The 23,413-nt window shown below is 70.8% G+C and carries 22 protein-coding genes; 5 read left to right on the top strand and 17 right to left on the bottom strand.

Translation table 11 applies throughout. The annotated features are described in order from the left end of the window. Positions 1 to 9: 9 nt before the first annotated feature. A complete protein-coding gene (locus tag CRYAR_RS03770) occupies positions 10 to 657 on the top strand; it encodes a GntR family transcriptional regulator (protein WP_035848494.1) in 648 nt (215 codons plus the stop codon). Here the strand turns inward: CRYAR_RS03770 and CRYAR_RS42640 are convergent. From CRYAR_RS42640 to CRYAR_RS03700, 13 genes are all read right to left on the bottom strand, one after another. Beyond that, the gene (locus CRYAR_RS42640) at positions 649 to 2,685 is read right to left on the bottom strand and encodes an ATP-binding protein (RefSeq protein WP_051569707.1); all 2,037 of its coding nucleotides are present in this window, start codon (positions 2,683 to 2,685) and stop codon (positions 649 to 651) included. The two genes, CRYAR_RS03770 and CRYAR_RS42640, sit on opposite strands and share 9 nt — an antisense overlap. After that, positions 2,682 to 3,899, bottom strand: a complete 1,218-nt coding sequence (locus tag CRYAR_RS03755) for a GAF domain-containing sensor histidine kinase (RefSeq protein ID WP_211247249.1) — start codon at positions 3,897 to 3,899, stop codon at positions 2,682 to 2,684. Before CRYAR_RS03755 ends, CRYAR_RS42640 begins: the two co-directional genes overlap by 4 nt. A 67-nt stretch (positions 3,900 to 3,966) precedes the next feature. Beyond that, positions 3,967 to 4,830, bottom strand: a complete 864-nt coding sequence (locus tag CRYAR_RS03750; RefSeq protein ID WP_035848493.1) for a ribokinase — start codon at positions 4,828 to 4,830, stop codon at positions 3,967 to 3,969. Further along, the gene (locus CRYAR_RS03745) at positions 4,827 to 5,213 is read right to left on the bottom strand and encodes a cupin domain-containing protein (protein WP_051569706.1); all 387 of its coding nucleotides are present in this window, start codon (positions 5,211 to 5,213) and stop codon (positions 4,827 to 4,829) included. Before CRYAR_RS03745 ends, CRYAR_RS03750 begins: the two co-directional genes overlap by 4 nt. Continuing rightward, positions 5,210 to 5,965: an aldolase/citrate lyase family protein gene (locus CRYAR_RS03740; protein WP_035848492.1), complete on the bottom strand. Its 756-nt coding sequence runs from the start codon at positions 5,963 to 5,965 to the stop codon at positions 5,210 to 5,212. Before CRYAR_RS03740 ends, CRYAR_RS03745 begins: the two co-directional genes overlap by 4 nt. A gap of 70 nt (positions 5,966 to 6,035) precedes the next feature. Continuing rightward, a complete protein-coding gene (locus CRYAR_RS03735) occupies positions 6,036 to 7,031 on the bottom strand; it encodes an NAD(P)/FAD-dependent oxidoreductase (protein ID WP_035848490.1) in 996 nt (331 codons plus the stop codon). Continuing rightward, positions 7,019 to 7,336 (bottom strand): ferredoxin, encoded by a 318-nt coding sequence (fdxA, locus tag CRYAR_RS03730; protein ID WP_035848489.1) that lies wholly within the window; start codon positions 7,334 to 7,336, stop codon positions 7,019 to 7,021. The genes CRYAR_RS03735 and fdxA overlap by 13 nt, the downstream gene beginning before the upstream one ends. 19 nt (positions 7,337 to 7,355) lie before the next feature. Beyond that, complete coding sequence (locus tag CRYAR_RS03725; RefSeq protein ID WP_157017323.1) at positions 7,356 to 8,516, bottom strand: amidohydrolase family protein; 1,161 nt, start codon at positions 8,514 to 8,516, stop codon at positions 7,356 to 7,358. A gap of 45 nt (positions 8,517 to 8,561) precedes the next feature. Further along, positions 8,562 to 9,383 carry a fumarylacetoacetate hydrolase family protein gene (locus tag CRYAR_RS03720; RefSeq protein ID WP_035848488.1) on the bottom strand — a complete coding sequence of 274 codons (822 nt, stop codon included), beginning with the start codon at positions 9,381 to 9,383 and terminating at the stop codon, positions 8,562 to 8,564. Positions 9,384 to 9,438: 55 nt separating this feature from the next. Next, on the bottom strand, positions 9,439 to 10,638 hold the full coding sequence (locus tag CRYAR_RS03715) for a zinc-binding metallopeptidase family protein (RefSeq protein ID WP_157017321.1): 1,200 nt from the start codon (positions 10,636 to 10,638) through the stop codon (positions 9,439 to 9,441). 26 nt (positions 10,639 to 10,664) lie between these two features. Beyond that, positions 10,665 to 11,882: a Dabb family protein gene (locus CRYAR_RS03710; protein ID WP_035848486.1), complete on the bottom strand. Its 1,218-nt coding sequence runs from the start codon at positions 11,880 to 11,882 to the stop codon at positions 10,665 to 10,667. Between the two features lie 16 nt (positions 11,883 to 11,898). Then, positions 11,899 to 12,393, bottom strand: coding sequence for an aromatic-ring-hydroxylating dioxygenase subunit beta (locus CRYAR_RS03705; RefSeq protein WP_035848484.1), 495 nt, complete (start codon positions 12,391 to 12,393; stop codon positions 11,899 to 11,901). Next, a complete protein-coding gene (locus CRYAR_RS03700; RefSeq protein ID WP_063725657.1) occupies positions 12,390 to 13,736 on the bottom strand; it encodes an aromatic ring-hydroxylating oxygenase subunit alpha in 1,347 nt (448 codons plus the stop codon). Before CRYAR_RS03700 ends, CRYAR_RS03705 begins: the two co-directional genes overlap by 4 nt. A gap of 160 nt (positions 13,737 to 13,896) precedes the next feature. Here CRYAR_RS03700 and CRYAR_RS03695 point away from each other — a divergent pair, with 160 nt between their 5' ends. Beyond that, on the top strand, positions 13,897 to 14,718 hold the full coding sequence (locus tag CRYAR_RS03695; RefSeq protein ID WP_084700035.1) for an IclR family transcriptional regulator: 822 nt from the start codon (positions 13,897 to 13,899) through the stop codon (positions 14,716 to 14,718). Between the two features lie 11 nt (positions 14,719 to 14,729). Here the strand turns inward: CRYAR_RS03695 and CRYAR_RS42635 are convergent, their stop codons facing one another. After that, positions 14,730 to 16,919: a cytochrome P450/oxidoreductase gene (locus CRYAR_RS42635; RefSeq protein WP_051569703.1), complete on the bottom strand. Its 2,190-nt coding sequence runs from the start codon at positions 16,917 to 16,919 to the stop codon at positions 14,730 to 14,732. A gap of 260 nt (positions 16,920 to 17,179) precedes the next feature. Then, positions 17,180 to 18,259, bottom strand: coding sequence for an NAD(P)-dependent alcohol dehydrogenase (locus tag CRYAR_RS03685; protein ID WP_035848481.1), 1,080 nt, complete (start codon positions 18,257 to 18,259; stop codon positions 17,180 to 17,182). 74 nt (positions 18,260 to 18,333) lie between these two features. Here CRYAR_RS03685 and CRYAR_RS03680 point away from each other — a divergent pair, with 74 nt between their 5' ends. Continuing rightward, the gene (locus CRYAR_RS03680; protein ID WP_035848480.1) at positions 18,334 to 19,785 is read left to right on the top strand and encodes an aldehyde dehydrogenase family protein; all 1,452 of its coding nucleotides are present in this window, start codon (positions 18,334 to 18,336) and stop codon (positions 19,783 to 19,785) included. A 96-nt stretch (positions 19,786 to 19,881) separates the two neighbouring features. Here the strand turns inward: CRYAR_RS03680 and CRYAR_RS03675 are convergent, their stop codons facing one another. Further along, positions 19,882 to 20,526 carry a LuxR C-terminal-related transcriptional regulator gene (locus tag CRYAR_RS03675; protein ID WP_035848479.1) on the bottom strand — a complete coding sequence of 215 codons (645 nt, stop codon included), beginning with the start codon at positions 20,524 to 20,526 and terminating at the stop codon, positions 19,882 to 19,884. Then, complete coding sequence (locus CRYAR_RS03670) at positions 20,478 to 21,797, bottom strand: sensor histidine kinase (protein WP_035848477.1); 1,320 nt, start codon at positions 21,795 to 21,797, stop codon at positions 20,478 to 20,480. Before CRYAR_RS03670 ends, CRYAR_RS03675 begins: the two co-directional genes overlap by 49 nt. Before the next feature lie 128 nt (positions 21,798 to 21,925). Between CRYAR_RS03670 and CRYAR_RS03665 the strand changes: the two genes are divergently transcribed. Both CRYAR_RS03665 and CRYAR_RS03660 read left to right on the top strand, forming a co-directional pair. Further along, positions 21,926 to 22,945: a fatty acid desaturase family protein gene (locus tag CRYAR_RS03665; RefSeq protein ID WP_035848476.1), complete on the top strand. Its 1,020-nt coding sequence runs from the start codon at positions 21,926 to 21,928 to the stop codon at positions 22,943 to 22,945. 52 nt (positions 22,946 to 22,997) lie between these two features. After that, positions 22,998 to 23,411 carry a TOBE domain-containing protein gene (locus CRYAR_RS03660; RefSeq protein WP_035848475.1) on the top strand — a complete coding sequence of 138 codons (414 nt, stop codon included), beginning with the start codon at positions 22,998 to 23,000 and terminating at the stop codon, positions 23,409 to 23,411. Positions 23,412 to 23,413 lie beyond the last annotated feature (2 nt).

The raw sequence follows: 23,413 nt of genomic DNA, 5'->3' as shown, positions 1-23,413 counted from the left end.
CTCACCCGCATGGTGGCCGGGGAATCGCGCGTGCGCGCCCCGCTGATCACCGACGAACTGCGCCAGGCCATCGTCACCGGTGAACTACCGCCCGGCGAACGATTGACCGAACCCGCGCTCGCGCAGCGCTTCGGCGTCTCCCGGGTTCCGATCCGGGAAGCCCTGCGGGTGCTGGCGTCCGAAGGCTTCGTCGAGGTTCGTCCCTACTGGGGGACGCGGGTCGCGGAGTTGCCCTCCAGCGCGGCCACCGACCTGCTCGAGCTCCGCGGCGCGGTCGAGCCGCTGGCCGCGCGCAAAGCCGCGAAACGCCGCACCCCGGAACAGCTCCACGCCATGGAGGCCACGCTTGCCGCCGGCACCGCGCTGATCGCCGACGGTCGCCTGGACGAGCTCCCGGCGCTGAACGGCCAGTTCCACCTGCTGCTCGCCGAGGCCAGCGGCAACCGGCTACTGGCCGAGACCGTGCAGCAGCTCCGGGCCAAGACCGAGTGGGTCTACGCCTCCCGGGTCGACCACCGCGCCGGTCATTCGTGGGACGAACACCTGGCGATCGTGCGCGCGATCCGCGACCGGGACGAAGAACTCGCCGCTGCCCTGGTGGCCGCCCACATCCGCAACGCGTCCGCCGCCCTGGACCCGGAACCGGACTCAGGGTGACGCTTCCGGAAGCGTGATCTCGAAGACCGTGCCGCAGGGCTCGCCGGGGTGGGCGGCGATCGTGCCGCCGTGCCGCTCGACTATCGCCTTCGTGATCGCCAGGCCCAGGCCGGTGCCCTTGATGCCCTCCTGCACCGCGTTGCTCGTCCGGAAGAAGCGTTCGAACAGGCGCGGGTACTGGTCGGCGGGGATGCCGATGCCGGTGTCGGCGACGCTAACGGTCGCGACTCCGTCGGCCGCGCCGGCCCTGGCGATCACCCGGCCACCGTCGGGCGTGTACTTCACCGCGTTCGAGACGACGTTCGTGAGCACCTGCCGGAACCGGGCCGGGTCGACGCAGACGACGATCGGCCCGTCGGTGACGACGTCGATCGTGAGGTGCTTGGCTTCCGCGGCCGGGCGTAGGTCGGTGATCACGTCGCCGAGCAACCGGGCCAGTGACACCGGACGGGTGTCGACCGAGATCTCGCCGGCGTCCAGCCGCGCCAGGTCGAGCAGGTCGTCGGTGAGCCGCTGCAGGTCGGCGGCTTTCCGGTCGACGATGCGCAGGAACCCTTCCGCGGACGGGGAGTACGAGCCCTCGTCGTCGAAGACCAGCTCCAGGTAGCCGCGGATCGACGTGATCGGCGACCGCAGCTCGTGCGTGACCAGAGCGACCAGCTCGTCGCGCTGCTCGGAGATGCGGTGGCGCTCGGTGACGTCGGTGGAGATGCCGTCGACGTACACCCGCCCCTCCTCGAACCGGGGCACCGCCCGGCTCCAGACCCAGCGGGTGACACCGTCGGCGCCGATGAAGCGGGCCTCCAGGTTTCCCGGCCTGCCCTCGAGCACCGTGCCGCGGAACTCGGCGAACCGCGCCGCGTCCCGCGGGTCGACCAGGTCGGCCAGCGGGGTCGCCCGGAGGTCGGCGCCGAAGACGGCCGCCTCGTTCGCGCTGCCGAACACCGGCTGGAGAGCACCGTCCGGAGTGATCTCGACGGTCCACACGTAGTCGTCGATGCCGGAGACCACACGTTCGAACGCCCGGCGGGCGGCGTCGGCCCGGCGCCGCTCGATGAAGCGCCCGAGGTGGGCGCCGACGCTGTCGAGCCGGCTCAGCAGCTCGGCGTCGCAGCCCAGCGGCTCGTCGTGGTGGAAGACCAGCACGCCGAGGACACGGTCGCCGCTGCGTACCGGCAAGCCGAGCCCGGTGGCCTCGGCCGGAGCGGCGGCCTCGGGCACCCGGGTGGGCACCGCGGTGGCGCGGACGTGCGCGGCGAACCCGCCCGACCCGCCGGAGAAGTCGGCGGCGTCCCAGCCCGGGGCCGTCCGGGCCGCGATCCGGGTGAGCGTCTGCTCGTCGTCGCCCAGCTGCCAGTACTCGCCGTGGGCCCAGCCGAGTTCGCCGGCCACGGCCGTGACGGTCCGGGCCGCGGCGTCCGTGCTCGACCGGGCCTCGGCCAGGCTGGTCGCGACCGCGTGCTGCACCTCACGCAATTGCTCGGTGCGCGCCTCGGCCTTCCGTGCGCGCAGCAGCCTGGTGTGGCTCAGCCGCAGAGCGATCTCCGACTCGACCGCGGCGGCCAGATCCGCGACGACACCCAGGTCGGCCTGGCTCCACTCCCGGGGCCGGGTGTCGATCACGCAGAACGACCCGAGCGGCCGGCCCTCCGGGGACCGGAGCGGGAAGCCCGCGTAGGCGATCACCCCGATGTCGGGGATCGCCAGGTTCGTACAGAGCAGCTCGTCGGCCCGGGCGTCGCTGATGATCAGCGGCGCGTCGGCGGAGACGACGTACTGGCAGAACGAGTGCGAGAGCGGTGTCTGACGCCGTTCCCGCCACGGTTCGGGCAGCCCGACCGCGCTGACGAAGAACTGGCGGCCGGCGTCGACGAGCGAGACCAGCGCGACCGGCGCCCCGGTCACCCGCGTGACCAGGCTGGTCAGCCGGTCCAGCACTGCGACCGACGGGCTGTCGAGCAGGCCGGTCTCGGTGAGCACGCGCAGCCGCTCGGGATCGAGCACCCGCGCGGTCGTGTCGACGCTCATCCCGGATCACAGGGCGGAAAGCGCAGCGCGACGCTGGTGCCCGCACCGAGCCGGCTACGCAGATCGACCTGGCCGCCGTGCGCCTCGACGATCGCGCGCACGAGCGTCAGGCCGAGTCCCGGTCCCTGGATGGCGGCGGCCTCGGCGGTCTCGCCGCGGTAGAACGGGTCGAACAGCCGGGGCAGGTCGACGTCGTCGATGCCGCTCCCGGTGTCGGTGACGATCACGGTCGGCGCCGACGCGTCGGCGATCTGCACGGTGATCGCACCGTCCGAGGTGAACTTGATGGCGTTGAGCAGCACGTGCTGGAGCGCCTGGGTCAGTTCCCGGTGGGAGCCGCAGACGATCACCTGCTCGGGCCGGTCGACGATCACCGCGAGCCCCTTGTGCTCGGCCAGCGGACGGCTGCCGGCGACCACGGCGGCGACCAGCTCGGTGAGGTCGATCGGCGAGCGGTTCAGCTCGAGCCCTCCGGCACCGACCTTCGTCGCGAGCAGCATGTCGTCGACGAGCTGCGTCAGCCGGTGGGCGTTGCGCTGCATGACGGCCAGGAAGTCGCGACCGGTCTGCGGGTCGAGCGGGTCGGAGTCGTCGAGCAGCAGCTCCAGGTAGCCGCGGATCGACGCGAGCGGCGTCCGCAGCTCGTGGCTGACCGTCGTCAGGATGCGGTTCTTCAGCTCTTCGAGCTCGACGACGCGGCGGGTGACGTCCGCGGTGCGCCGGGCGTAGGACCGCAGCTCGATCTCGGCCGCGGCGTGCCGGGCCAGCGCACGCAACGCCCGGCGCTGCGGCGCGGTGAGCGAGCGGGGCTGCTGGTCGATGACGCACACGGTGCCGAGGCTGACGCCGTTCTCCACCCGCAGCGGCGCGCCCGCGTAGAAACGGATGAACGGTTCGCCGAGCACCAGCGGGTTGCCGGCGAACCGGGGATCGCTCGCCGCGTCCGGCACCTCGAGCACGTCGGGCTGCTCCAGCGCGTGGGCGCAGAACGCGGCGTCGCGGCAGGTCTCGGGCGCGTCGACGCCGACGCGGGCCTTGAACCACTGCCGGTCGGAGTCCACCAGGCTGACCATCGCGATCGGCGTACCGCAGATCTCCGCGGCGAGCATCGCGATGTCGTCGAACTCGGGTTCGGCGGCCGTGTCCAGGATCTCGTGCCCACGCAGGACGGCCAGCCGGGCCTCCTCCGCGCGCACGGCACCGGCTACCGACACCGCCCACCCCCGCCTGTTGGCTCGCCTCCCTAGCCAATTCGACGGGGGCCCTGCACTCCTGAGGCGATTAGCTCCCCAGTTCGGCCCGGGTAGGCAGGGACGCCATCGCCCCCGGGCGGGTCACGGTCACGGCGGCGACGCGGGTGGCCCAGCGGGCGGCCTCGACGACATCCGCGCCGTCGAGGATCGCGTCGGCCAGCGCCGCGCAGAAGCTGTCGCCGGCCGCGGTCGCGTCGACGGCCTTGACCTGCTCGGCCGGCACCCTGGTCGACCGCTCGGCCTCCACCACCAGCGAGCCCTGCGCGCCCAGCGTGACCACCACCGGCCCGCGGGTGCCGAGGCCCTGGGCGAGTTGCACCAGGTCACCCCGGTCGACGCCGGCCAGGCCGAGCAGCTCGCCCCGGTTCGGTACCAGGAGGTCGACGTTGGCCAGCAGCGACGCCGGGACCGGGCGGGCCGGCGCCGGGTTCAGCACCACGAACCCGTCGGCCACCGCGGCGGCCTCCTCGATCACCGCGGCCGGCACCTCCTGCTGGAGCAGGACGGCCCGGGCCGACGCCACGAGCTCACGATCCACCTCGACGTGGTCGTTGGCGCCGGGGCTCACCACGATCGTGCTGTCGCCCTCGGTGTCGACGAACACGAACGCCTGCCCGGTCGGCGCCGACACCGGCCGGACGCCGGAGAGGTCGATCTTCTCCTCGCGCAGGAGGTTCAGCAGGAACTCGCCGTCCTCGGCGCCGACCGCACCGACCATTGCCGTGCGGCGGCCCAGCCTCGCCGCGGCGACGGCCTGGTTGCCGCCCTTGCCTCCGCCGCTGCGTCGCGAGTCGCCGCCGAGGAGCGTCTGACCGGCGGACGGCGCCTGCGGCACGTCGACCGTGACGTCGATGTTCAGGCTGCCGACGACGACGATGTCGAAGTTGTTCACTGCTCTAGTACATCAGTCAGCTTGCGCGCGATGTCGGCGTAGTCGGCACGCGGCGGCGCGAACACGTCGAGGTTGATGCACGGCTCGGTGAGCGGCTTGATGTAGTGCTCGGCCCCGGCCGGCACCAGCAGCATCGAGCCGGCGGTCATCCGGTGCGGCACGTCGTCGATGTAGTAGTCGGCCTCGCCCGCCAGGATCAGCGCGAGCTGGTCGAAGTCGGCGTGCGAGTGCGGGCGCAGGTCCATGCCCACCGAGAGCGAGTGCCAGCAGAGCATGACCTCGTCGGTGCTGTAGACCCGGCGGCGGACACCGGGACGGATCACGTCCTCGGGGACGTCGTCCCAGTTCACGACCGTCCGGTACAGCGCTTCACTGAGCTTCATTCGGCACCCTTCGCAAAGTGTTTCCGCATCGAGGCGGCGAGGAACTGCAGGTCGGAGCCGACCACGAGGTAGCGGTCACCGGCCGCGGCCGCGTCGCCGGCGGCGTCCGGCGACACGGCCCACGAACCGGCGATCACGCCGGCCGCCGCGGCGGTCGCGCGGATCTCAGCCACCCGCGCGGCGATCGCGTCTTCGTCGTCCAGGCCCACGCTCACGGCCAGGTCGGTCACGCCCAGAAAAGCAACATCAAGGCCTTCGACGACGTCCGGCAGCGGGTCGTCGGTGGTGGCCGTCTCGATCTGGCCGACGAGGAGCGGCGGGGTCTCGTGCTCGGTGGCCAGGTAGTCGGCGAGCGGGACGCCGCTGTAGTTCGCGCCGGGATGGGCCAGCGAGATGCTGCGGGTGCCGGCCGGGGCGTACCGGGTCGCTCCGATCAGCGCCCGGGTCTCGGCCGCCGATCGGAGCGTGGAGAGCTGGAGGCCGACGGCACCCGCTTCCAGGAGGCGGTTGATCAGCCCGGAATCCACGGTAGGAATCCGCACCAGCGCGGGCAGCCCGATCGCAGCCGCCCGACTCACCGCCCGCCGCGCCTGTTCCTCGCTCAGCTGCGAGTGCTCCAGGTCCACGACGACAAAATCCACCCCCGCCGCACGGGCGACATCGACTGTCTCCTCGCCCGCGAGCTTCACGAACGTGCCCCGCACCGCGCGCCCGGCGCTCAACGCCGCACGCAGGCGCGCCCGCGCGCTCACCGCGCCCCGCCGAAGCGGCCCCGTTCGAGCGCGCCGTCGCGCGCCGGACCGGACCCGCTCGCGGCGAACATCAGAGGGCGTCCGAGCTGTGGCCCGGGGTGGTCTTCCACTTCGTGTTGACGAGGGGCGCGATGTGGTTGATCGCGGTGGCGGCCTCGCCGAAGCCCACCGAGATCAACGCGACCTTGCCCTCGTACATCGCGATGTCGCCGGCCGCGAACACCCGCGGCAGGTTCGTCCGCTGGGTGCGGTCGACCAGGATCCGGCGGCGCTTGAGGTCCATGCCCCACTCCGCCATCGGCCCCAGGTCGGTGAGGAAGCCGATCGCCGCGACGACCGTCTTCACGTCCCTGGACACCGTCTCCTTGGTCTCGACGTGCTCGAGCGTGACCCGCTCGACCGCGTCACCGCCGTGCACCTCGGTGACCTCGTACGGCGTGACCAGCTCGACCGACGACTCCTGCAGCTGGGCGACGCTCTTCTCGTGCGCCCGGAACGCGTCCCGGCGGTGCACGAGCGCGACCGAGTTGGCCAGCGGTTCGAGCGCGAGCGCCCAGTCGACCGCCGAGTCGCCACCCCCGACCACGACCACGTCGTGGCCGGTCAGGTCCGCGAGCCGCGGCACGAAGTACCGCAGCCCGCGCCCCGCGAAGTCGCCGCCGGCGGGCAGCTCCTTCGGCTCGAACGTGCCCATGCCCCCGGCGATCAGCACCGCGCGGGCGTGCACGGTCACCCCGGGCTCGCCCGGCGTCGAGGGCTCGGTCGTGACCGTCACGCCGTCGTCGTGGATGTCGACGGTCGTCGCGCGCTGCTCCAGGAGGAACGTCGGCTTGGACTGCTGCGCCTGCTCCAGCAGGGCGTCGACCAGGTCCTGGCCACGGACGGCGGGGAACCCGGCGACGTCGTAGATGTTCTTCTCCGGGTAGAGCGCGGCCAGCTGGCCGCCGACCTCCGGCAGCGAGTCGATCACCGCGACCGACATGCCCCGGAACCCGGCGTAGTACGCGCCGTACAGCCCGACCGGCCCCGCCCCGATGATGAGAACGTCGACGGTTACTTCGTCCACGACGCGACCTCCTCGTGGTCGGCCGCGAGCGGCGGGATCTTGCGCGCGCCGCCCGGCGAACCGATCCCGAGCGTGATGAACACCGTCTCGTTGATCGCGGCGAACTGCTCGCGGTCGGCGGGCAGGTCTTCCTCGTGGTAGATCGACACGGTCGGACAGGCCGGCTCGCAGCGACCGCAGTCGACGCACTCCTCCGGGTTGATGTACATCATCCGCGGACCGGTGTAGATGCAGTCGACCGGGCACTCTTCGATGCAGGACTTGTCCTGCACGTCGATGCAGGCGTCAGTGACGACGTAGGCCATTGCCGTATTGCCTTAATGCTCAGGCCGAGGGCGCGTTGCCGCGCCACTCGGTCAGCTCGTGGGACACGCCGTTGACGAACACCGCAGTGGGCTCGAGCCGGGGCGCCTCGATCGTGTTGCCGGCCGCGTCCGGAAGAACCGTCGCGCCGACCTCCTTCAGCACGGTGACGTGCGCCGGGCCGCCGACCGTCAGCGAGCCGTAGCCCTCGACGTCCAGGCCGAGGTACTTGGCGGGCACGGTCGTGACGCGGGGCAGGATCTCCGACATCGGCACGCCCAGCGCGAGGAACTTCGACATCGACGTCACCAGGTCGAAGACCGGGCCGCGCCAGTTGCGGCCGGAGGTGTCGGAGCTCAGGATGTCGGGCAGGAAGCCCTCGGCGATCGCGGGCTTCGCGACCTTGAACGACATGTTCGACTTGCCGTGCGCCGAGTCGTACATGACGCCACGCTCGCGGGCCTTGTAGACCTCGCGCAGAACGGCGCCGTTCTCGTCGAGGATGCCGTTCTCCTTGCCGGTGTAGCAGTGGGCGATGATGTCGCCCGGGCGCAGCCGGTCCAGGATCTCCGGCAGCGTCAGCGCGGTCTCGCCGATGTGCACCATGACCGGCAGTCCGGCCTGCTCGCCCAGGTTGATGGCCTTCTCGAGCAGCGGGACGATCTTGTCGCCGAGCACGTCCTCGGAGAGGCGGATCTTGAAGCCGCGGACGACGTCCGGGTTCTCGGCGGCGGTCGCCAGTGCGTCGTCGACGTTGAACGTGTCGGGGTTGAGCAGCTCGCCGTAGCGGAAGTCGATCAGGCCGAGCACCGAGACGTTCAGGAAGTTCACGATACGCATCACGGTCGGCTCGACGACGAGCGTGCGGAACGCCGGGAAGGTCGACGCACCGGCGGTGCCGGCGTCGGCGGCCGCGACGACCCCGCGGCGCAGGTGGGCCTCGTCCTGCGGGGCACCGACCTTCGACACCTTCTCGAAGATGTGCGTGTGGCCCTCGACCAGCCCAGGCAGCACGGTCGCGCCGGTGGCGTCGACGACGTTCGCGGCCGACCGGGCCAGGTCGTCGCCGATCGCGGCGACCTTCCCGTCCTTGATCGCGAGGTCGGCGACCTGGTTCAGACCCGACGCGTGGTCGAGCACGGTGCCACCGCGCACCACGGTGTCGTACAGGTTTTCGGACATGGAGACCTCCACGGGCGGGGTCCCGTAGAGGGACGCTGGGGATGGTTAGGAGATGGTGTTCACGAGCGGGGTCAGACCACCGACCGCGATCGTGACCTGCTGACCGGCGCGCAGGAACTCGTTTCGGTCCTGCCCGGTACCGGGCGGGGTGCCGGTGAGGACGACGTCACCCGGCTCCAGCCGGGCGTAGCGCGAGAGCCGGGACACCAGGTCGGCCACGTCGAAGATCAGGTCGGCGGTGGTACTGCTCTGCCGCTGTTCCCCATCGACCCAGGAGGCGACCGGAATAGCGTTCGGGTCGGGGATTTCCCCCCACGGCAGCACGGTCGCGCCGAGCGGAGCGCACCCCGGGAACCCCTTGGCCAGCACCGGCGCGCCGGTGGCCTTCATGACGTCGCGGGCGGTCGTATCGTTCGCGGCGATGATGCCGGCGACCGAACCCAGCACCTCGGCCGGCGAGACGTCGGCCAGCGCGCGGCCGATGACGATCCCGACCTCGGCCTCGTAGTCGAACTGCTCGGTGAGGCCGGCCGGGATCGCGAGGGCGTCGCGGTGGCCGGAGAGCGCGGTGGTCGGCTTGAGGAACAGGATCGGGCTGGTCGGCACCGGCCGGCCGGTGAGGGCGGCCTTGCCGTGGTAGTTGAGCCCGACGCCCCAGACCGACGTCGTGCGCAGCGACAGCGGCGCGAGCGCGACCTCGTCCAGGTCGGCCTTCGGCAGGCGGCGGGTCACCGCGGCCCCGTCGACCTCGGCGAGGGTCGCGCCGGCCGCCAGTAAGGCCGAAAGGTCCGGGTAGGGCAGGTCGACGACGGCCAGCTCGTCGCCCTCGACCCGGGCGATGCCGTAGCGGGTGACGAGCGTTTCCATGCCAAAGATCTTGAGATGCGAGCCGCCATCATGTCAAGTGAGACGGCGATACTCATTATGAGATGCAGCTATCCGAAATGAGACGTTCATAGACCCGCGCCCACCGGGCGAGTTCCGCCCCGGAGAACGTGTCGACACGCGGGTCCGCACCGCCGCCGAGCGGGCGCGGACCCAGGCGTGCGGTGGGGATGCCCGCGGCGCGGAACACCACGCCGTCGGTGGAGCCGGTCCAGCCGGTCAGCGGGGGTGCCGCGGGGAACTCGGACGTGTAGGCGTCGGTCGCCACCCGGATGATCGGTGCGTCGCCGGGGGTTCCCGGCCCGTTCCCGAGGATCATCTCGTCCACCGACACCTCGTCGCCGAGCGCGGCTCGCAGCGATGCCGCGGCTTCCCCCGGCACGACCGGGCCGGGCAGCACGAGATAGCAGTACAGCTCGAGCCCGGCCGGCGCGAGGTCCGACTTCTCCGGTGATCCGGCCCGCAGTGCTCCGAGCCCGAACGAGGCTCCGTCCTGCCGGGTCGGGTCGTCGCGGTGCGCGGTGTACGAGGCGCCCCAGGCCGAGACGGCGGTGAGCAGGTCACCGGCCCGCGCCAACAGGCCACCGTTCGGATACAGCATCAACGGGCCCCACGCCCCGGACAGCCGCACGCGCAGGTACAGCGCGGCCGGCTCCTGGCGCAGCACGCCCGGCGGGCCGCCCTTGGCCACCACGGCCGCCCGCGGCGGCGGGAACGTGCCGAGGTACTCGCTGACCCCGGTGCTCGCGTGCCCGTCCCAGGACGTGCGGTGCGTGCCGCGCGCGGCGAGCAGGAGGTGGGCGTTCAGCGCGGAGCCGGACGCGTGCGCCCGCTCCGCCGCCCGGACGAACCCGACCACGGCCGCCGCGGCCGGCGCCTTCGCGACGCCGAGACCGAAGCCGCACACCGTGTCGCCGGACACCGCGAACGGCGCCGGGGTGTCGGCTCGCCCGGTGATCGCCGCGTCGACGGCCGGATCGCCGGTCAGCGACGTGTCGAGGTGGGAGTAGAGCACCACGTCGGCGGGCCGGGGAGAGACGGCCCCGCCGACATGGTCGTCCACGCGCCGATCCGCTTCCCCAAGCACGGTCGCAAGGACACTGGCGGCATCACCGTCGAGACGGCGCACCTGCCAGTCGATGAGCGGCCAGCGGTCCGACGCGAATCGCACGAACGATTCGGCCAGCGCCCGCTCGCCGCCGTGGGGGCTCGCGGTGCCGGCCAGCTCTGAGAGCACAGCCAGCACCGCGTCCTCGGGATTGCTCAGAACCGCTCCCAGTCGTCGGCGGCCGCACGCCACACGTCGATGTTGCGCGGGTCGCCGCCCATCCGACGGGCCTTGTGCGTCTCGTGCTCCTCCGGGGTGAACACGCGGTGGCCGTCGCACAGCTCGATCCGGGGACCGAACCGCTCGTCGTACAGGTAGAACGCGATCGACGTCGAGGCCGAGTGGTTCACGATGTCCGACGCGATCTCGACGTTCTTGTAGAGCGCCTTCGCCCGGCCACGCATGACGTGGTCGAGGCTCTTCATCCGGAAGCACAGGTGCGCCAGGAAGAACGTGTTGTCACGGCGCAGCGCGACCGAGTGGTGGTAGCGGTCCTCCGACCGGATGAACGCCGACGTGCCGCGGCCCGGCGTCATCACGTAGTCCGAGGCCTGGAAGCCCAGCACGTTCAGGTAGAAGTGCAGGCTCTCCTCGTACTTGTCGGTGGAGAGGAACGGGTGCACCAGGTCGAGCGGCCTGTACTCGAGCATCGGCGGCTCGGCGTACTCCAGGAACTCGTAGCCGAACTCCAGCGTGAGGCCGTTCGGGTCCTTCGTGGCGAAGCCCCTGGTGACGATCGAGGCGGTGCGCTCGTGCAGCGGAAGGATCTCCGCGCCCTCGGCACGCAGCCGCTTCTCCAGGTCGTCCAGGACCGCTTCGGACTCGACGCTCAGGCCGATCGCCAGCGGCTGGAACTGGGTCAGGCTCGGGTCGCTGACCAGCTCGATCGAGTGGTGCTCGGTGCCGGCACGCAGCTGGGCGTACTCCGCGGTGCGCGCCTCCACCTGGAGGCCGACGAGGTAGGTGTAGAACTCCACGGCCTCGTCGAGGGCCGGCGTGGCGAGCCGGGCGAACTGGATGCCGTACGGACCGCGCGGGCGGTTGTTCTCGGGCAAGACACTCTCCGATCGGAACGGCGACGAAGCGGCGAGTGTGACGATGGTCTGGCTGTCGATGACGGGCCGCCACGTCTCCCGCACGAACGTCTCGTGCGATTCACTGTTGAGGTAGGACTTCAGATCGTCTTCGTCGTCGAACTCGATCGTGAACACGTGCGACATCCGGGTGTCGCGCAGCGAGATGTTCGGCCCCAGCACGAAACTCCGCATCTGCGGGTACCGGCTGGGGAACGACTCCACCTCGGCGAGCACCGCGGCCACCGTCTCGGCCGATGTCTCCGGCTTGAACTTGAACGCGACGACGTGCCTGATCATGTGTCGTTTCCCCCGCTCAGAGGATGAAGCTCAGACGGGCGCCGTGCTCGAGCAGCTCGTGCTCGAGGTACGCGCGGCGATGGACGAACTTGAGCTCGCCCTCCTCGTTCTGCACCACGTCGTGGTGGTACCGCCCCACGTAGGTGTGGTGGGTGAGGTCGCGGAACCGGTTGATGACGAAGTTCGCCTTGATCTCGATGCCGCCGGCGCCCTGGATCAGGCGGACGTTGCTGATCATCCGGTGGGTGCGCGAGTGCGGGTTCTCGGCGTGCGCCTTACGGCTCTTCAGCCGCTTGACGCGCGCGTTGAGCAGGTCCCAGTCGTCGAGGACGAAGAAGCCGCCGCCGGTCCGGTCCCACCCCTTGTAGTCGGTGGTCGGCACCTCGAACGTGCCGCCCTCCTCGAACAGCGCGAGCCACGCGTCCAGGTGCCACTCGTCGAGGAGCATGGCCTCCTGGTAGAGGAAGTCCTCCGCGTCGGCCCGGGTCACAGTGATCGTGGGGGCGCTCATTCGCAACCACTCCCGTACTCAGTCGCGGTCGCGTCGGAGACCTTGCCGAGCGACTTGTCCCAGTGCCGCCAGAAGCTGCGCATCGCGCCCTCGTCGATCGAGCGGCCCTTCTCGCCCTTCGACTCCCGCTCCATGCCGCGGGACATGTCGCTCCAGTCGTTGAAGCCCCGGGTGTCACCCTTGCTGGCCTCGATGCCGCGCTGGACGGCCTCGTAGGCCTCGATGTCGTCCGGCGTCGCCAGGCCACCGGGGCCGACGAAGCTCGTCATCGTCTTCAGCCGCATCGCGCGGACGTCGGGCTCCTCGTCGACCGGCACGTACTGCCAGGCCCGGACGTCGGTGCGGCCCGGAGCGACCGGCTCGAGCTGACGGATCGTCAGCGCCTCGAGGTCGAAGAACAGCAGGTTCGGGAAGACGAACAGGATCCGGCTGGCGTCACCGATCTCGTCGGCGCGCTCCTGGCCCAGACGCTCGGCCATCGCCTCGCGGTTGAGCCGGGTGCGCTCCTTCTCGGCCTCGCCGAAACGGGGCTCCCAGATCATGCCCAGCCGGCCGTTGTGCCCGGTGAGCACCAGCATCGAGTGTCCGCTGCCCAGGTCGTGGGCGTACTGGTCGTCGTCGGTGACCGGGAAGCCGGTCTCACGCAGGTAGCCGACGAACGTGTTGTGGGTCGGCGCGAAGTGGTAGCCGTCCATCGCGTTCTCGACGGCGAGCTTCCAGTTGCCCTTGACGCCGTAGCGCTGGATGCCGGGGAGCGTCGTCATGCCGGAGGCCGACTGCTCGGCCGCCATCGACAGGACGTCGGCCGCCTCGCCCAGGTGCTCCAGCAGTGGCGGCACGTCCGGGTCGAACGACACGAAGACGAAGCCCTCGTGGATGTCGAGCTTCGCGACCGGACGCAGGTCCATCGTGCCCTTGAACCGCTCGAGCTCGGCGTACGCGTCGTCGCCGGGGAGCGCGGAGAGCTTGCCGGACGAGTTGAACGTCCAGGCGTGGTAGAAGCACTGGAAGTTGCGGGCGTTGCCCTGCTCCTCCCGGCAGACCACGGTGCCGCGGTGCGGGCACGAGTTGAGGAATGCCCGCACGACGCCGTCGCCGCCGCGGACGAAGATCAGCGGCTTCCCGCCGAGCGTCCGGACCTTGTAGTCGTTCTTGTTCGGGATCTCGGTCTCGTGGCCCAGGTACAGCCAGTTGTGGTTCCAGATCCGGTCGCGCTCGGCCTGGAAGACCTCCGCCGAGCGGTACGCCTCACGGTTGACCCGGAAGGTCAACTGGTTCCAGTCCTGCGCGATCAGGCCACCGTGGCCGGTATCGACCAGACCCTCAGCCATTGTCTGTGTCATCTTCGGTCCTCGTTGTGAGAGATGCCATCTCGCATTACGACATGGTGTATTGCAGAGTGCGTACTGTCAACGGACCCGGCGAGTTCGAGCCCGGTTGGTAGCATCACGCCTGCTGGATTCAGCCCCCGTGGTCGTCCCCGACCACAAAAAAGGACAATTCATGCTTGAGCCCGTGCCGGAAATTGCCCCGGTTTCCCCCGCCCCCGGCGACGAGGAACTTCCCCGTGCCGAGCGGGGTACCCCCGCCATTCAGGCCGTCGAACGTGCAGCCACGATTCTCGGCGCCTTTAGCGTCGGCCGACCGCGGCTGAGCCTGAACGAACTGACCGCCCGGCTCGGTACCAGCAAGGCCACCGCGCACCGCTACACCAAAGCGCTGCGATCGGTGAACCTCCTGCGTTACGACGAGCGGGAAGCCCTGTACTCCCTCGGCCCCCAGGTGCTGACGCTCTCGGCCGCCGCGCGCGCCGGGCTGCCGATCATCACGATCGCCGGCCCGTACATGGAGGAGCTCGTCCGCGAGGCCGGCGAAACCGTCGTCCTCTCGGTCTGGGACGGCGACACCGCCGTGGTCGTCCGGGTCGACGACAACACCGACCGCACGGTGCGGATCAGCGTCCGCACCGGCGCCCGGCTCTCGATGTCCCGGTCGGCCCAGGGCCGCGTGTTCTGCGCGTTCCTGGACGAGGACGAGGTGCCCGGCCTGGGCAGCCTGCTGCGCCGCAACCCCGATCTGCGCTCCGAGCTCGAAGCGATCCGGGAGAACGGCATCAGCGTGAACACCCCGGCCGACAACGGTGTCCGCACGATCGCCGCGCCCGTGTTCCAGGACGCGACGATCGTCGCGACGATGGCGATCGTCGGGACGACGGCAGCAGTGGCCGACGAGACCGGTTCGCCGGCCGCGCAGTCCCTGCTGCACATCTCCCGATCGCTCACCCAGGAGCTGGGCGCCAGTGGCCCCATCACCCGGGGCTTCTAGCGCGCCGGCACTCACAGATCCAGCGTCAGCCGGTCGGATGCGCACCGGCTGACGCAGATCATCATCGAGCTGCTCTCGGCCCGTTCGGCCTCGGTCAGGATCGTGTCCCGGTGCAGGGCCCGGCCGGCTAGCACCCGGGTCTCGCACGAACCGCAGAAGCCCTCTTCGCAGTCGTACGGCACGCCGGGGACGACGTCACGCACCGCTTCGAGCAGCGTGCGATCGGCCGGCACCCGGAACTCGTGGCCCGCCCGGGCCAGCTTCACGATGAACTCGCTCGAGTCCGCCGGGATGGGGGCCACCCGGTCCGTGCCGCTGCTGGTGAACCGCTCCACGTGCAGGTCGAGGTCGCCGACGGTGTTCTCGACGGCCTTGAGCAGCCCCTCCGGGCCGCAGCAGTAGACCTGGGTACCCGGCTTGGCCGCCGCGAACGCGGCCATCAGGTCGGGGTGCCCGAGCTCGTCCTGGGGAACGAGCTGGACGCGGTCTCCGTACTGCTCCTGGAGCTTCGTCGCGAACGCCATCGACGCCCTGGTGCGGCCGCCGTAGAGCAGCGTCCAGTCGGCGCCGCGGGTCTCGGCCTCACGCACCATCGCGCTGATCGGCGTGATGCCGATGCCGCCGGCGACGAACAGGAAGCGCTCGGCGTCGACCATCCGGAAGTGGTTCTTCGGGCCGCGCACCCGGATCGGCGACCCGACCGCCAGCACGTCGTGCACCTCGACCGAACCGCCGCGTCCGTCCTGCTCACGCAGGACCGCGACCGTGTAGGACGTGGTGTCCGCGGGGTCGCCGCAGAGGGAGTACTGACGGACCTTCCCCGAGGGGAGGATCAGGTCGAGGTGGGCGCCGGGCTCCCAGCTCGGGAGCTCGCCGTCGCCGGTCAGGCGCAGCGACACCACGCCGTCGGCGATCGGCTCCACCGCGGCCAGCGAGAGCAGCTGGACGTCGAGGCCGGTGGCGCTCTTGGTCGTGGCCGTCTCGCGCTTCGGGCCCGGCGTGAACGTCACCGGGATGTGGTCCCAGCCCGACTGGCTACCCCACGACTCGGTGGGCGTCGGCCCGACCGGGTCGATCCGGTAGTCGGGCAGCCGCTCCAGGACCTGGGTGATCATCTCGCGGTACATGGCCCGGGCCAGGTGGGCGCCCGGGCAGCGGTGACTGCCGATGCCGAAGGTCAGGTGACCGCGCGGGTCGCGGTCGAGGACGAACTTCTCCGGCTCCGGGAACGCCTCCGGGTCGTAGTTCGCCGCGACCCAGGGAATCAGGACCCGGTCGCCCTTCATCACCGGACAGCCGCCGATCTCGGTGTCGCGCATGACCGTCCGGGCCATCGCCTGGGCCGGCGGGTAGGCCCGCAGGAACTCCTCGGTGGCGACGTCGAGCAACGCGGGGTCCTCGATCAGCCGCTTCCGGTCCTCGGGGTGCCGGCTCAGGTGCACGAGCGTCGAACTGGTGAGCGCCGTCGTGGTGTCCACCCCGCCGGCGATCAGCAGGAAGATCACCGAGGTCATCTCGTCGTTGCTGAACGGCTCACCGGTCGGCTTGACCTGCTGCACCAGCCAGGACACCGCGTCGTTCTCCGGCTCGGCGCGCCGCTCGTCCATGATCTCGACGATCCGGTCACCCATGAACGCTAGGCCCATGCCGCCGCGCATCTCCCGCTCGCTGCCCGGTTGGGCGGCGAACAGGTCGTGGATCGGCCCGGCCAGCCGCTTCCAGTCCTCGCGGGGGAAGCCGAGCCAGTCGAGCGTCACCGCGGTGGGCACCGGGTTCGTGAGCTGCTGCACCAGGTCGGCGTGGCCGTCCTCGACGAACGCGTCGACCACGTCGGTGACGTGCTGCGCGATCATCGGGACGAGCTTCTCGATCGCCGAGCGGCTCAGGAGCGGGTTGATCAGGTCCCGGTAGATCGTCGACTCGGGTGGGTCGAGCTCGATCGGGTACTGCGGGCTCGCTTTGCCTTCCGGGATCACGAACCCGAGCCCGCTGTCCTCGCTGCGGCGAGCCGACGAGAACGTCGCGTCGTCACGGGCGATTCTGGCGATGTCCTCGTAGCGGGTGGTCACCCAGTGACCACCGTGGGACTCGGTCCAAGCGACCGGGCATTTACCCCGGACCTCGGCGTAGGGACGCACCGGATCGTCGATCAACTCCGGGGCGTGATGGTCGAATTCGACCGTCGGTCGTGCTGCTTCCACTGCCATCTCCACGGCATCCGAAGCTAACTTGCGCGGTGTTTGCCCCGGCCGCGCCACCGGAGTTCTCCCAACCGTAAACGGCGCCCAGAAAGGCGTCAATCAGCCGGAAATTCGGTCCGAAAAGGACTCCAATTTGCATCCGTGCAGCTCAGAGGACCCGAATCGGAGTTTTGACACTCGCTTGCAAGGGGTGCGCGAAATAAAACCTTCACGCACGAGCACAAACGTGAAGCGTTTGTTTTGTTCCGGCGAGCCGCTTACTAGAAAGTCAGGACGGCCTTGACGACGTCGCCGCGCTTGGTGGCCGCGGCGGCCTCGTTGATGTCGGCGAACGCGTAGTGGGCCATCAGCTTCTCGACCGGGAAGCGACCGGCCCGCTGCCACTCGAGCAGCTGCGGCACCAGCACCTGCGGCACCGCACTGCCGGAGATCACGCCGGTGACCGTGCGGCCGTTGAGCAGCGTCCGCCACTCGACCTCGACGTTCTCGCTCGGACCGACACCGACGACGGCGCAGGTACCCCGGGTGTGCAGCGCGGTCACGGCGGACTTCACGACGTCGGCGCGCCCGGTGGTGTCGACCGAGCCGTCGAGGCCGTCCGGCACGATCGCCCGGATCCGCTCGACGACGTCACCCTCGCGCGAGTCGAGCACGTGCGTGGCGCCGACCTCCTGCGCGGTCTGCAGGCGGCTCGGGCTCACGTCGACCGCGATGATCGTCTGCGCGCCGGCGGCGGCCGCGGTCATCACCGACGCGAGGCCGACCGCGCCGGCGCCGAAGACGGCCACCGCGCTCTCCGGCCCCGGCTTGACCGTGTGCAGGATCGCCCCGGCGCCGGTCATGAACCCGCAGCCGAACGGAGCGGCGGTACGCAGGTCGGCGGTGTCGGGCAGCGTGACGACGCTGCGGGCGCTGACGACCGCGTGGGTGGCGAACGCCGACTGGCCGAGGAAGTGGCCGTAGACCGGCTGGCCGTCGATGCTCAGCGCCGAGCTCCCGTCCGACCGGGCCCCCGCGAAGTTCAGCGCGTCGAACTGCGCGCAGTACGACGGGGACGCGGTGCGACACTGCTTGCAGACGCCGCAGGACGTGAACGCCAACGCCACCTGGTCGCCGACCTCGACGCCGCTGACCCCGGCACCGACGGCCTCGACCACACCGGCGCCCTCGTGTCCGAGCACGGCGTTGGTGGGTAGGAACGTAGCGAAGTGCAGGTCGGTGGCGCAGATGCCGACCGCGCTCAGGCGCACCAGCACCTCGTCGGCGCGGGGCTCCTCGAGCTGGGCCGGACGAAGTTCGAACGTCTTTTCCGCGGTGACGGCGGCGACGGTAATGTCCACGAGAACTCTCCGTTATCTCACTATGGCGAGACGGCATCTTGACTTCTGAGATGGTAGCCGTCAAGACTTCCGGTATGAGCGAGCTCGCCGTCCCAGAGAACCGCCTCCTGATCGCCGGGAGCTGGCAGTCTCCCGCCTCCGGAGAGGCCCTGCCGGTGCTCGACCCGGCCACCCAGCAAGCGTTCCACCAGGCGGGCCGAGCGACCGCCCCCGACGTGGACGCCGCCGTCGCCGCGGCCCGTGCCGCCTACTCCGGCTGGTCCCGGATGAACCCGTCCGACCGTGGTGCCATTCTCGCCCGCTGGTCGCAGCTCATCTTCCAGCACGTCGAGGAACTCGCGCGGTACGAGGCGCAGGACGTCGGCAAGCCGCTGTCCGACGCACGCACGAACATCTTCATCGCCGGCAGCATCCTCGGCTACTTCGCCGGTGCGGCCGACAAGCTGCACGGTGCGACACTACCGTCCCGCTCGGCCGACAACGCCGGCTTCACCCTGCGTGAGCCCCTCGGCGTCTGCGCGATGGTGATCGCGTGGAACGTCCCGGCGATCCTCTTCATGGCCGACGCCGCTCCCGCGCTCGCCGCCGGCAACACGATCGTGCTCAAGCCGTCGGAGTACGCGCCGATGAGCCCGCTCGCGATCGCCGCGCTGGCCGAGGAAGCAGGCCTCCCGCCTGGCGTTCTGAACGTCGTCACCGGCCTGGGCCCGGAGGCGGGCCAGCCGCTGACCTCGCACCGGGGCATCAACCACATCAGCTTCGTCGGAAGCTCCGCCACCGGCCGGGCCATCATGCGATCGGCCGCCGAGAACCTCGTTCCGGTGAAGCTCGAGCTCGGCGGTAAGTCACCGAACGTAGTCTTCGCCGACGCCGACCTGGACGCCGCGGTGCCGGCGATCCTCGAGTCGATAGTCGAGAACTCGGGGCAGAACTGCTATGCGGGCTCGCGCCTGCTGATCGAGGAGCCGATCTACGACGAGGTGGTCGCCCGCCTCGCGGCCGCGATGGAGGCCGTGAAGGCCGGCCCGTGGCACGAGGACCTCGACATGGGGCCGCTCGTCAACGGCATCCAGCACGAGCGCGTGTCGGGCTTCCTGAGCGGCGGGGTCGCCGACGGGGCCCGGGTCGTCACCGGTGGGCCCGGCGGCGCCGACGGCTGGTACGTCAAGCCGACGCTGTTCGACAAGGTCACGCCGGACATGCCGATCGTCCGCGAGGAGATCTTCGGCCCGGTGCTCGCGGCAGAGTCGTTCCGCGGCGCGCGGGACGCGATCGACCGCGTCAACGCCACCCCGTACGGGCTGCTGGTCAGCGTCTGGACCAACGACCTGTCCCGGGCGCTGCGGGTCACCCAGGAGGTGCGCTCGGGCCAGGTGTCGGTGAACGAGTTCGCCAACTCCGCGATCATCGGCTTCCCGTTCAACCTGGCCAAGGAGAGCGGGTTCAGCCAGGGCGGCGGATACGAGGCCATGAAGGAGTACACGTCCGAGAAGGGCGTGACCATCAAGATGCGTCCGCTCGACTGAGCCGGACGCCTTCGACGGCCGGACCTTGACACCGGCCTGGGCGCCGGGTCGCAACGCTGCGACCCGGCGCCGTTCCCGTTCCCGGTCCCGGGGCGCTCAGCCGTTGAGGTAGGCCAGGGCGGCGAGGACGCGCCGGTTGTCGTCCTCGGAGGGCGGCAGGTCGAGCTTGCCGAAGATGCTGTTGATGTGTTTCCCGACGGCTTTCTCGGTGACGAACAACCGGCTGGCGATCGCCGCGTTGGAACGCCCCTCGGCCATCAAGCTCAGCACCTCACGCTCACGCGGGGTGAGCCGGCCCAGCGGCTCGTCGGCACTGTGCCGGGCCAGCAGGCGTGACACCACCTCCGGGTCCATCGCGGTGCCACCGGCTGCGACCCGGCGCACCGAGTCGACGAACTGACCCACGTGCGAGACCCGGTCCTTGAGCAGATAGCCGACGCCACCGGCGCGGTCGGAGAGCAGCTCCCGCGCGTACAGCTGCTCGACGTGCTGGGAGAGCACCAGCACCGGCAGCCCCGGGATCTCCGTCCGGGCCTGGATCGCGGCCCGTAAGCCCTCGTCGGTGAACGTGGGCGGTAAGCGGACGTCGATCACCGCGACGTCCGGCCGATGCGTGATCAGCGCCCGCAGCAGCGACGGCGCGTTGTCGACCGCCTCCACGACGTCGAAGTCGTACGCGGTGAGCAGCCGGATCAGGCCGTCCCGAAGGAGCGCGAGGTCTTCGGCGAGGACAACACGCACGGTATCTCCAGCAGCACGACGGTCGGTCCACCCGATGGGCTACTCAACGCTAGCGTGCCGTCCAACGCCGACAACCGGCGCTCGACACCGCGGAGCCCGGTTCCCGCCTCGATCGACGCGCCGCCGCGACCACGGTCGCCCACGGTCAGACGCAGGTGCGTGCCGGTGCTCTCCAGCTCGATCCAGGCACTCGCCGCTCCGCTGTGCCTCGCCACGTTCGTCAGCGCCTCCGACGCCGCGAAGTAGAGCGCCGACTCCACCGGCGCCGGGGGCCGGCCGGGCAGCAGCACGGTGCACTCCACCGCGATCGGCAAGGCCATGGCCAACGCACGGATCGCTCCGTCCAGCCCGCGCTCGGCGAGGATCGGCGGATGGATTCCGGCGACGAGATCGCGTAACTCGGAGAGCGCCAGCACGCTGGACTCCCGGGCCTCGACCAGCAGCGCCTTGGCACCGTCCGGATCCCGGCCGATCAGGTCCTCGGCCATCCCGATGCTCATGGCCAGGGACACCAGCCGCGCCTGCGCGCCGTCGTGCAGGTCACGCTCGATCCGGCGCAGCTCGGCCGCTTGGGCGTCGACGGTCTCGGTCCGCGTCCGGGTCAGCTGGGTGACCCGGAGCGCGAGTTGGCTCTTGCGGGTGGGGGCCAGCAGCAACCGGCCGTACATCGAGTGCGCCCACAGCGCCCACGGAGCGATCAACAGCCCGATCAACACGAGCAGGACGCCCTGGCTCACGGCCAGGCCGACGTCCCGGGCCGTCTCGATCGGCCACACCGTGCCGAAGCCGTACCCGTTCGGCAGCACGTCCAGCATCCAGAGCACCTGGGGAACCACGATGCCCTCGACCCCGCTGACGACGGCGACGGCGGGCAGCAACCCCAGCAACAGGCCGACCGGAACCTCGCCGAGCAGCCAGAGCAGATCACGCCAGGTGGCCGGGTCACGCAGCATCCACCGGACCCGCTGGCCGGCCCGACGGGGAGCGAACCCGGAGTAGGCCGGCGCCGGCCGGTACGGCGACGCGATCGGGAGACCGGCCCACTCCGCCGCGAACCGCCGGTGCAGCGTGGCCAGGTTCCTGATCGCGACGACCACCAGCGGCAGGAGGACGAACCCGATCCCCAGCACGAGGAACGCGGACGACAGCACGAAGAGGACGAACAGCGGTAACCCGAGTCCCAACCCCAGCACCGGGAACGTCAGTCCCTGGACCACCGCGACACCGCCACGCCGGACGCCGGAGCGGAGGTCGTTGCTGAGTTCGCTCACGGTGCCTCCGACGGTCGTGGAGCCTCGATTGTGGTCCACTCCGGCCGCTGCGCCCATGGGGTTAGGCCTACCCCCCGTGGGGTGCTGGAACCAGTGTCACGCCGGGGAGCGGGTTCGAGGATCGAACCATGACCACGACGGACGTGCCATCCACCGGGACCGACTACGGACTGCTGGCCCGGCGGATCACCGCAGCCGGACTCCTCGACCGACGTCCCGGGTACTACGCGGTGCGGACCGGCCTGCTCCTCGCACTGGGGCTGGCCGCCGCGGCGGCCTACCTCTCGCTCGGCGACTCCTGGGCGCAGCTGTGGGTGGCCGCGGGGGTCGCGGTCCTCTCCGCCCAACTGGGTCTGCTCGCGCACGACATCGCCCACCGACAGGTGTTCCGCACCGCGCGGGCCAGCGGCATCGCCGGCCGGATCGTCGGCAACCTGGGAATCGGCATGGGCTACGGCTGGTGGAGCGAGAAGCACACCCGCCACCACGCGAACCCCAACCACTCCGAACTCGACCCGGACGTCGCCCCCGACCTGCTCGTGTGGTCGGAGGAGCAGGCCCGTGACGCCCGCGGCGCGGCCCGGGTGGTGGGCCGGTGGCAGGCGTTCCTGTTCTTCCCGCTGCTGACGTTCGAAGGCGTCAACCTGCACGTGGCGAGCATCCTCGCGCTGCGGAGGCCGACGATGCGCCACCGGGTGCTGGAGGCCGCGCTGCTCCTGGCGCACTTCGTCGGCTACGTCGCCGCGCTGCTGCTCGTGCTCTCCCCCGGCCGTGCGCTGGCCTTCGCCGCGGTGCACCACGCCGTGCTCGGCGTCTACCTCGGCTGCACGTTCGCTCCGAACCACAAGGGGATGCCGGAACCCGCCGAGGAGCACCGGCGCGACTTCCTGCGCCGGCAGGTCCTCACCTCACGCAACGTCCGCGGCGGGCCGATCCTCGACGTCGCGCTGGGCGGCCTCAACTACCAGATCGAGCACCACCTCTTCCCGAGCATGCCCACCGCGAACCTGCCCAAGGCCCAGCCGATCGTCCGGGCCTACTGCGCCGAGATCGGGGTGCCGTACGGCGAGACCGGGCTGATCGACTCGTACGCACAGGCACTGCGCCACATGCACCGGGTCGGCGCTCCGCTCCGCGCGGGCAAGTAGATGCGGCTGTTCTCCGCTGTCTGATCCGCAGATGCGGTGCTAGCGTGACGCGGTGCCCACTTTCCGGATCAGTGAAGCCGCCGCGCTCCTCGGCGTGAGCGACGACACCGTGCGCCGGTGGGCCGAGGCCGGGAAGCTGCCCACCGTGCGCGAGCCCGGCTCGCGGATCGCGATCGACGGGCGCGAGCTCGCCGCGTTCGCGGCCGACATCGCGGCCGACCGTCCCGCCGGGTTCGACTCCCCCATCGTCGCCGAGTCGGCGCGCAACCGCTTCGCCGGAATCGTCACCCGGGTGGTCCGGGACGGCGTGATGGCCCAGGTCGAGATCCAGGCCGGCCCGCACCGGGTGGTCTCCCTGATGAGCCGCGAGTCCGCCGACGAGCTCGGTCTCGAGCCCGGCGTCCTCGCGGTGGCCGCGGTCAAGTCCACGAACGTCGTCGTCGAAGTCCCCCGCCACCCCGACTGACC

This window comes from Cryptosporangium arvum DSM 44712, assembly GCF_000585375.1.
GTDB lineage: Bacteria > Actinomycetota > Actinomycetes > Mycobacteriales > Cryptosporangiaceae > Cryptosporangium > Cryptosporangium arvum.
Note: the sequence above shows the minus strand (reverse complement) of the source record. Positions and strands in the feature narration are given on the sequence as shown.